General features: G+C 70.8%; 10 protein-coding genes. 1 reads left to right on the forward strand and 9 read right to left on the reverse strand.

The features are described from left to right. Positions 1-230: 230 nt before the first annotated feature. The 6 genes from VF612_RS11970 to VF612_RS11995 form a co-directional block, all read right to left on the reverse strand. Positions 231-632: a hypothetical protein gene (locus tag VF612_RS11970; protein WP_408660082.1), complete on the reverse strand. Its 402-nt coding sequence runs from the start codon at positions 630-632 to the stop codon at positions 231-233. A 114-nt stretch (positions 633-746) separates the two neighbouring features. Beyond that, positions 747-1,541 carry a GAF and ANTAR domain-containing protein gene (locus VF612_RS11975; protein ID WP_408660083.1) on the reverse strand — a complete coding sequence of 265 codons (795 nt, stop codon included), beginning with the start codon at positions 1,539-1,541 and terminating at the stop codon, positions 747-749. A gap of 143 nt (positions 1,542-1,684) precedes the next feature. Then, on the reverse strand, positions 1,685-2,545 hold the full coding sequence (locus tag VF612_RS11980; RefSeq protein WP_408660084.1) for an LLM class flavin-dependent oxidoreductase: 861 nt from the start codon (positions 2,543-2,545) through the stop codon (positions 1,685-1,687). 51 nt (positions 2,546-2,596) lie between these two features. Further along, positions 2,597-2,806, reverse strand: a complete 210-nt coding sequence (locus VF612_RS11985; RefSeq protein WP_408660085.1) for a hypothetical protein — start codon at positions 2,804-2,806, stop codon at positions 2,597-2,599. Between the two features lie 199 nt (positions 2,807-3,005). Beyond that, complete coding sequence (locus tag VF612_RS11990; RefSeq protein ID WP_408660086.1) at positions 3,006-4,610, reverse strand: DUF3352 domain-containing protein; 1,605 nt, start codon at positions 4,608-4,610, stop codon at positions 3,006-3,008. Positions 4,611-4,813: 203 nt separating this feature from the next. Beyond that, a complete protein-coding gene (locus tag VF612_RS11995) occupies positions 4,814-5,365 on the reverse strand; it encodes a hypothetical protein (protein WP_408660087.1) in 552 nt (183 codons plus the stop codon). 277 nt (positions 5,366-5,642) lie between these two features. Here VF612_RS11995 and VF612_RS12000 point away from each other — a divergent pair, with 277 nt between their 5' ends. Continuing rightward, positions 5,643-6,206, forward strand: a complete 564-nt coding sequence (locus VF612_RS12000) for a DoxX family protein (RefSeq protein WP_408660088.1) — start codon at positions 5,643-5,645, stop codon at positions 6,204-6,206. Positions 6,207-6,258: 52 nt separating this feature from the next. Here VF612_RS12000 and VF612_RS12005 read toward each other — a convergent pair whose 3' ends face one another. From VF612_RS12005 to crcB, 3 genes are all read right to left on the reverse strand, one after another. Further along, the gene (locus VF612_RS12005; protein ID WP_408660089.1) at positions 6,259-7,872 is read right to left on the reverse strand and encodes a DNA polymerase ligase N-terminal domain-containing protein; all 1,614 of its coding nucleotides are present in this window, start codon (positions 7,870-7,872) and stop codon (positions 6,259-6,261) included. Positions 7,873-7,981: 109 nt separating this feature from the next. Then, positions 7,982-8,341, reverse strand: coding sequence for a fluoride efflux transporter FluC (locus tag VF612_RS12010; protein WP_408660090.1), 360 nt, complete (start codon positions 8,339-8,341; stop codon positions 7,982-7,984). After that, the coding region (crcB, locus tag VF612_RS12015) for a fluoride efflux transporter CrcB (protein WP_408660091.1) at positions 8,338-8,796 on the reverse strand (459 nt) is incomplete at its 5' end. The genes VF612_RS12010 and crcB, both read right to left, overlap by 4 nt.

Here is an 8,796-nt window from a genome sequence, read left to right on the forward strand (position 1 = left end):
CATCACTTCTACGAGCCCGGCGTGCCGGTGAACGCGCTGCGGCTCAGCTGCAGCACGGTGACCCCGGAGGAGATCGAGGCCGGGCTCGACCGGGTCGCCCGGCTGATCAACGACCAGCTACGGGGTAGCTGAGCCCGGACGGAGGAACGGCCCGGCCACGATTGCCCTCGTGACCGGCCCGGTCGACACCGCTTCCTGCCCGAATCCGCCGGCGGACTCGGGCAGGGCACTCAGCGGGTGGTGGGGTCGCCGTCGGTGCGGTTCCCCTGCAGCCGGGGGTCCACGGCGTTGTCACCCTGCAGTCGGGGATCCAGGTTGCCGGCCCGCTCCTGCAGCCGTTGGGCTTCGGCGCGCTCACGCTCGGCCTCGGCAAGCCGCTCCTGGGCCTCGCGCTCGGTCTCGGTCGCCCGCAACTCTGCCTCGGCCCGCTCGCGACGGGCCCGGGCCGCCTGCTCCTCGGCCGCGGCCTGCGCCGACTCTGCCCGGGCAGAGCGCTCGCCGGCCTCCTCCAGGTGTTGCTGGGCTGCGACCTGCTTGCGTTCGGTGGTCTTGGCCCGCATCCGGGGGAGGGCGACCAGCGCGATCAGCGCGAGCACCACCAAGACCACGATGACGATAATCAGGGTTTCCATGACAACGTCCCTTCTGGTTGGCACGACGCTAACGCTCGGCGCCGTCAGACGCCAACACGTCTAGACATATCGCCGAGCGCGGCGGTATGTCCAGACATGGGGCAATAGTGCGGTTCAGCCGTCGGCGGCCGGGCTGACTCCTCCAGAAAGCGGCAGCTCTCCGGTTCGGCACAGCTCCTCGCTGACGGTCCGGAGCTTGGTATGGGTGTGCTGGGATGCCTTCACCAACAAGGCGAAGGCTGCATCGGGAGTCAGCCGGTACCGCTCCATCAGGATGCCCTTGGCCTGGCCGATCACATCGCGGCTGGTGAGCGCCGTCGTCATGTTCTGGTGCCATTCCTGGCCGGCCAGCGCGATGGTGGCATTGGCTGCGAAGATGGTGGCCAGCGTCTGGGACTCGTCGTCGAAGGCGTGCGGGTGGGCCGAGGCCAGGCTCAGCGAGCCGTAGATCCGGTTCCGGGCGACCAGGGACGTGCACATCATGCTGCCCACCCCCAGCTCGGCGGCCGCGGCGGTGAACGCCGGCCAGCGGGTCTCCCGGGACAGGTCGGGAACCCACACCGGGCCGCCGTGGGCGACCGCCTCCAGGCAGGGACCTTCGCCCACCTCGTTCTGCAGCCCGATGATCTGCGGTGTCGGCTCGCCCGAGGTGGCCCGTGGCTCCACCTGGTTCGGGCCGGCCGGAATCACCAGGGCGGAGTACTCGGTGCCCGGAATCAGGTCCACCGCGCACTGGGTGATCACCGTCACCGGGTCGCAATCGCCGGCATGGACGGTCAACGCCAACTCCGTCAGGGCTGCGGCGAAGGCGGCGTTCGCCGAGCTGCCCGGCTGGGTCGACTCTGCGGTGGCGGGCTGGGGTTTGCGCTTGGGATCGACGGGCTGTGCGCGGTCGAGCAGTTCAGACATGGTTCCTCCTCGGCTTGGACCGGTGTCCCAACCCAAGCTGTCCGAGCCATGATGCCATTTCGGGCCGCGGAAACCCATAGCACTGCGCTCGCAGCACACGCGCCCCGCACGTCGGCCGCGAGGTGCAGGCGTCGAGCAGAACGTCAGGGACCGGCCTCGATACGCTCCCGCATCTCCTGCAGTGGCCACGGCGCGTCCTCGACCCAGCCGTAGCGCCATGGATGCACCGCCTCCACCCACCAGGTGGCTCCGGCGCCGCGATGCTCGGCATAGCGTTCCAGCCGCGCCGGGTCACCACCCTCGGTCTCACCCGGCACGGCTAGGTCAAAGGGAGCGTCGGTGGTCCGGAGCGAGGCGATCCGAGCAGCTACCGCGGCGGTGTCGGCGACCTCCCACTTGCCGTCCAGGCGCATCGGCGCCACCCCGTCCCATCGGGCGGCCCGCCGGAACGGCCGGCCGCCGGGCCAGGTGCCGCCGACCCAGATCGGGATGCGGGGCTGCTGCAAGGGCGGCGGGTAGCAGACCGCCGACCAGTCCGGCCCGGCGACGCGGTAATGCCGGCCCTCGTGGCGTACCGGCTTGCCGGTCCACAGCCGCTCCAGCAGCTCCAGGTGCTCGTCCAGCATGTCGCCGCGGGTGGCCGCGTCGGCCTGCTCGCCGCAGTAGTCCCACTCGTACGGGCCACCGCCGATGCCCACTCCCAGCACCAGCCGGCCCTGGCTGAGCCGGTCCAGGGTGACGCTCTGGCGGGCCACCACGAGCGGTCGGCGCCGGGGCAGCGGCGTGACCATGAGGCCCAACCGGATCCGTTCGGTGGCACAGGCCGCCGCCGTCAGCGCGATCCACGGATCGACCACATCGACCGGACCCGGCGCGAAGGCGAACAGGTGGTCCCACAGGAAGAAGCCGTCCCACCCGGCGGACTCGGCGGCGGCCGCCCACTCCGCCACCAGGGCGGCGTCCAGTCCTGACCCGAAACAGGGAACCGAGACTCCGTGGCGCATCCTCCGGAACCTACTCGACAGTCACCGGACCCCGTCCAGGGCGAGGCCGGCTCAGGCCGGTGTCACCGCGGATTCGACCTGGTTCTGCCGGGTGGCGAAGTCGCAGGACCCGGAATGCCGCTCGGGAAGCAGGCAGATCCGGCCGGTGGCCAGGTGGGTCATGCCGCATCGGTGGGCCTGCGCCGCCACGGTGTTGATCTGGGTGTTGTGGCTCTCGTCGCGTGCCGTGCCGGATGGGGTGAAGCTGTCGGAAGAACTCATGTGAAGCGCCGATCTGCCCGCTTTTGGGGCTGGTCTGGCAATTTTGCCTGCATACCAGCCCGATGGCTGGCAGGCGAAATCCCCGGTACTGCCAGCCTAGTCGGAGATAGGTTGCCCTCAGGTGAGCAGCGGTGCTGATTCTGGCAATCCTCCCGGTAGTCGGTGACTCCCGGTTCGGACGAATCGGCGCGGGTCAGTCCTACCGGGTGGTCAGCCGCATGGTCATCCGGGTGCCGTCCGAGGTCGGCACCACGCTCATCCCGAAGGCGCCGAGGTGCTTCCAGTCCGCCTTGTCCTTCGCCGAGGCCCCCGGGTCGGAGTCGAGGATGCCGCCGAAGTTGACGTAGGCGATCATGCTGGCGCCGGCGCTGTCAGGAACCGCCTTCTGGAAGGCCGGGTCGTCCCCCAGGGTTCGAGCGCCTGGGCGGGCCCTGGGGTCATAGCCGGGGCTGGTGCTGACCAGGTAGCCGTCGCCGGTGATCTGGGGGTGCAGGTCTTCGGTAAGGAAGCCGAATGGCTGGGCCAGCGAATCGAGCAGTTGCCCGGCCCGGTTGGCATCGTCAGTAGCCACCTGGGCGGCGATCTCGGGCTCTGCGCTGGCTCCGTGCGGCAACCGCAGCGAGACAGTGGCGTCGGTGCCGAACAACGCCTTCAGGTCCTCGGGAAGCTGCAGGCCGGCCTCTTCGATCAGCTCCTCGAACTGCTCCTGCAGCCCGAGAGTCGCCGATGCGCTGTTCCACGCCTGGCTGAGGGCGTCGCCGAGGCCGGTGACCTCCAGCGCGGCGCTGGTGTCCTCGGCGGCGAGCTTGGCCAGCGTGCCGTTCACCGGTTTGCGGCCCACCCGGGAGCCGGCGCCTCCGTCGTGCGACACGGCGGAGATCTCGAGGTAATCAGAGTTCGCGTGGGCACCGATGATGATCCGGGCCTCGGTTCCCGCCAGCGCGTTCAGGCCCTGCAGGGACCCCAGCCGGTCGCTGGCTGCCGGGCCGCTGGCCGCTTTCAACGCCGCGACGGCGGCGGACATGTCAGCCCAGCCGACCGCGATCTGATCACCGCGCAGCGCCGCGAGGTCAGCGCGGTAATTCTTGACTCCGGCCAGCGTGCCGCGCTTGACGCCGGCCAGGACCGCCTCGGCGTGGGACTGGCTGTCGCTGATCAGGACGTAGCCCTCGGTCGTGACGTAGCCGAGGTCCTTCTGGGTCCGGGCCGCCTTGCTCAGCGCGGCCTTCATCTTCGCCTCGTTGGTGTAGGCCACCGCCAGGACGGGGTCCAGGCCGGCCTCGCTGGCGGCGTCGGGCACGGCCGCCACGGCGATCCGGTCGCCGAGCCAGGGCTTGATCTCGGTGGCGTAGTCGAAGTCGCTCTGGTCGCCGAAGAACTTGGACAGCAGGGCGTTCTTCTCCGCGTCGATGTTCGGCGCGCCCTTGGACACCGCCGGGAACTTCGACGACAGCCGGTAGGCCGCGATCTTCTGGCTGGCCGCCGGATCGAGGTCAAGCTTGGCGAAGGCCACCGTGGTCGCGGGCAGCACCCGTTCGGGCTGGATGCCGTGGCTGGCCAGCGTGGTGTAGGCGTAGGCGGCTACCGCTCCACCGGCGAGCACCGCGAGCACGGCAGCGCCGGCGATGATCTTCTTGGTCCGGGTGCCGGACGCCGGCGGCTGGGGCGGGGGCGGCAGGTAGACCGTGGCCGGGAACACCTCGTGCGGAAAGATCTGGCGCGGCGGCGCTTCGGAGGGACGCGGCGGGCCTTCGTACTCAGGCCGGTACTCAGGCTGATCCGTGCCGGAGCTCGAAGATGTCATGGACCGTTTCCGCGGCCTTCCCCGTCGTGTCGGCATTGCTCAATCGCCGACCACATCGGCTGGCCGGAGCGCAACCTTAATCCCACGGGGGCAGCGCTGCCCAGCGCCGCGCGATCCGGCAGGCCGAACCCACCACGCCGAACGGCCCGGCCACCTTTGCAGGCAGCCGGGCCGCTATGTCGGTGTCGGGTGATCCGCCGGGGTTACGCCGCGCCCAGCCGGCGGGTGAGGCCGCTGAGGACGTTGCCCGGACGCTGCTGCTCGCCGGCGAAGGCGCTGATGACGACCAGGGCGCCGGTGAGCGCCGGGATGGCCCACTGCAGGGCGGTGAGCTGCTTCTGCGCCGCAGCCACGTCTGAGGGGGTCTCACTGGTCGGCGTCGTGCCGTCCGCGGCCGGAACCGCATGCTGCTGGGAGACCTTGCGGCCCAGCATCCGGGAGTAGCCGGTGGCTGCCAGCGCGGCGGCGGTCACTCCGGTCTTGACCAGCGACATGGTGGCCACGCCCTGCTGGGCAGCCAGCCGGTCGCTGTTGCTCACCAGTTGACCGACGCTGCCGATCAGGTGCGCCCCGATCGCGGCGGCGTTCACCGGCGTCCAGCGGTCCCAGCCGGCGTTGGCGACCGCGCCGGCCGCGCGGGAGTTGCCGGCCTCTGCCGCTGCGGGGTTCAGGGCCACAGCATTGGCCAGCGTGCCGCCGAACCAGGCGGCCAGGCCGACGTCATGCATCGAGCGGGAAACGGTGTTGAAGAGCACAAGAACTCCCAAGGAAGGAGAAGGCGATGCGCGCCTCGCGGCGCACGTGGGATCGCTGTTGATCCGCGGGGACCCAGGGTCCGTGATCCCACCGTAACCCTTGCCGCTGGCGGTCCCAAGGCCCGCCTCAGCGCCCCGGCGCAGCGGGCGACCGGTCTCGGCAGCAGCAGCGTAACGTTGCAGGCGCGGTGTGAGGTGAACCCAACCCAGCCGGCCCCCATCGCCAGCCTCGGGCTGGGCTGGGGCCTCGAACGTGGCGCCCTAACCGGAGATGCACATGAGCGTAGGAAGACTGGCGGCCCGCGCCGTCATCGGAGGCCTGTTCATCGGCCATGGCACCCAGAAACTGTTCGGCTGGTTCGGCGGCCCGGGCCGCGCTGGCACCGAGGGCATGATGGAGGCGCTGCAGATGCGTCCGGCCAAGGTGCACGCCACCCTGGCCGGGGTCACCGAGACCGCCGGCGGCGCGATGATCGCCGCGGGCCTGGCCACCCCGCTGGCGGCGGCCAGCTTGACCGGCGTGATGACCACGGCGATCCGCAAGGTGCATCTGCCGAACGGGCCGTGGGCGGCCAACGGCGGCTGGGAGTACAACGTGGTGCTGATCGCGGCCCTCACCGCGCTTGCCGAGACCGGACCCGGCCCGGTGTCACTGGACCACTACCTCGGCATGGAGCGGACCGGCGCCCGCTGGGCGGTGGCTGCGCTGGCCGCCGGGGTGGGCGCTGCGTTCCTCACCATGGCGGCCGGCCAGCGAGGCCCTGCCGCCCCGGTGCTGCAAGCAGCAGAGCCTGTCGCGGCCGAGGACGTCGCCGGAGATCCCTCCACCGTCGGCGCCTGACCCGGCGGCCGGCGCGTCAGTCGACCGCCAGCCGCGCTGGCGTCAGGGTTGGTCAACCGAGCCGCGGCAATCGCTGGTCGGTGTTGAGCAACGGGCGGAACAGGTCGCCCTTCTCGGCGATGCGCTGGGCAACCACGCGCATCGCAAAGCCATCCGGCTTCAGCTCCGGATCATCGAGCTCGTCCCAGCTGATCGGCATCGACACCGGGGCTCCGGGCGCCGGCCGGGCGCTGTACGGGGCGACCAGCGTCTTGTTGATCGCGTTCTGGGTGTAGTCCAGCCTGGCCTTGCCGCCCCGGTCGCGTACCCCCCACTTCCAGCTCAGCAGTTCCGGCACCACCGCCCCGACGGTCTTGGACAGTTGCTCCACCCACTGCCGGGTCTCGGAGAAGCTCGGGCCGCGGCTGATCGGCACCCAGATCTGGATGCCGCGGCGGCCGGTCACCTTGGGCACGGCGAGCAGCTGCAGGTGCTCGAAGGCGGTCCGGTGCAGCCGGGCCAGCACCAGCACGTCCTGCCACGAGGTCGAGTCGCCGGGGTCGATGTCGATCAGCGCGTAGCTGGGCTGCTGCGGCCGGTCGGTCAGCGACGTCCAGGCGTGCCATTCCAGGGCGCCGAAGTTGGCGGCCCACACCAGCGCGGCCGGCTCGTTGACGACCAGGTAGGTGCGCGACTCCCCGGGATCGGCGTCCGGGTTCTCCCACCTGGGAAGCCAGTCGGGCGCCCAGTCCGGAAGCTCCTTGTGCCAGAAGCCCTTGCTGGCAGCGCCCTGCGGATAGCGGTGCATGTTGAGGGCCCGGCCAGCCAGGTACGGCAGCGCGACCGGGGCGATCTGCGCGGTGTAGCGGAGGAATTCCCGCTTGGTGATCGGCTCGTGCTCGGCCGATCCGGGAAACAGCACCTTGTCGAGATTGGTCACCTTGAGCTCGCGGCCGAAGATCTCCCACCGGCCCGTCGCGGGCAGCTCCTCCAGCGCTGTCAGCTCGGCAGGGCTCGGCCGCCCGGTTCCCGCGTCCTTCAGGGCGATCGAGGCCTCGCCGGCCGGCAGGTCCGAGCGCCACATCCGGTCCGGGTCGGCCAGCACCTCGTCGTTGGTCCGGCCGCTGAGCACCGAGCGCGGATGCTGTTCAGGATCCCAACCGGCCACGGCGAAGTCGTCGTGCTTGTGCAGCATCAGCCACTGTTCCTTGCCTCCGGAATCCCGGCCGGTCCGCACCAGGATGAAGCGGCCGCGCAGCTTGGTTCCGTGCAGCTCGGCCTGCAGCTCGCCGCCGGCCACCGCGGCGGCCGGATCACCGGGCTTGGCCGGTTCCCAGGTGCCGGCGTCCCAGACGATGACGTCGCCGCCGCCGTACTCACCGGCCGGGATGACCCCTTCGAAATCGATGTATTCGATCGGGTGGTCCTCGACATGGAAGGCGGCATGCCGGGCGGCCGGATCCAGGGTCGGGCCCTTGGGAACGGCCCAGCTCACCAGCACGCCGTCGATCTCGAACCGCACGTCGTAGTGCAACCGCCTGGCCCGGTGCCGCTGCACCACGAAGCGGCGTGCGGCCGGCTCGGCGGCGGGGGCGGACGGGTCCCCCGCCGGCTCGGAGGTACGGCTGAAGTCGCGCTTGCGCCGGTAGCTGGCGAGCTTCTCCGTCGACGGCGGGCTGGTAGCCATGCTGCTGAGTCAAATGCCTCGCATGCGTTGCCGCAAACCCGGCGATGTCTATGAACCAGGCTGGTATGACCAGCTGGCGGAGTGCTCAGGCGCCGGTCCACCACCGGGATCAGCCCAAGGACAGCCCGAGCCACCAGCCGAGGGCGGCTGCCCCGATCCCGGCGACGAGGGAGAGCGTGACATTGCCGGCGGCGAGCCAGCCGGCTCCACGCTGGCCCAGCCGGAGCGTCTCGTAGCTGAAGGCCGAGTATGTCGACAGCGCGCCGCAGAAGCCGGTGCCTGCCAGCAGCGTGACGTCCGTGCCGAGCCCGGCGCCGGTGATCACTCCGAGCAACAGCGAGGCGAGGACGTTGACCGTCACGGTGCCCCACGGAAACAGCGTCCGGAACCGGGACTGGATGGCCCGGTCGGTGAGGTAGCGGGCAGGCGCGCCCACCCCCGCGCCGAGCGCGATCAGCAACAGCGTCACCGGTGGGCCGCCGCGACGATGCGACCGGTGAGCGTGCTGGACAGCCAGACCGCGGCTGCACAGCCGAGCACGGTGAGCGCCACGTAGTCTAGGGCTACCAGCAGCCGGTGATGCAGCAGCAGGCGCTGCACGTCCAGAGCAAAGGTCGAGTACGTGGTGTAGCCGCCCAGGACGCCGACACCGAGGAACGGCCGGGCCAGCCGGTGCGGGGACGGCAAGGCCAGCAGCACCGCCATCAGAATTCCGATCAGCAGGCTGCCGGTGACATTGATCAGCAGCGTGGACCACGGGAACTGCTGATCGTGGTGGGGCGCCACCGCGCTCAACCCGTAACGGGCCTCGGCGCCGAGAATGCCGCCGATCGCCGTGGCGGCCAGCAGATCCCATTGCCGGGCCGGATCCGCCGGCCGCTGCGCCGGATCGCCGAGGTCGACATCGGGGTCGACGACCGCGGG

The sequence above is a fragment of the Jatrophihabitans sp. genome, from assembly GCF_036388195.1.
In the GTDB taxonomy this organism is placed as follows: domain Bacteria; phylum Actinomycetota; class Actinomycetes; order Mycobacteriales; family Jatrophihabitantaceae; genus Jatrophihabitans_A.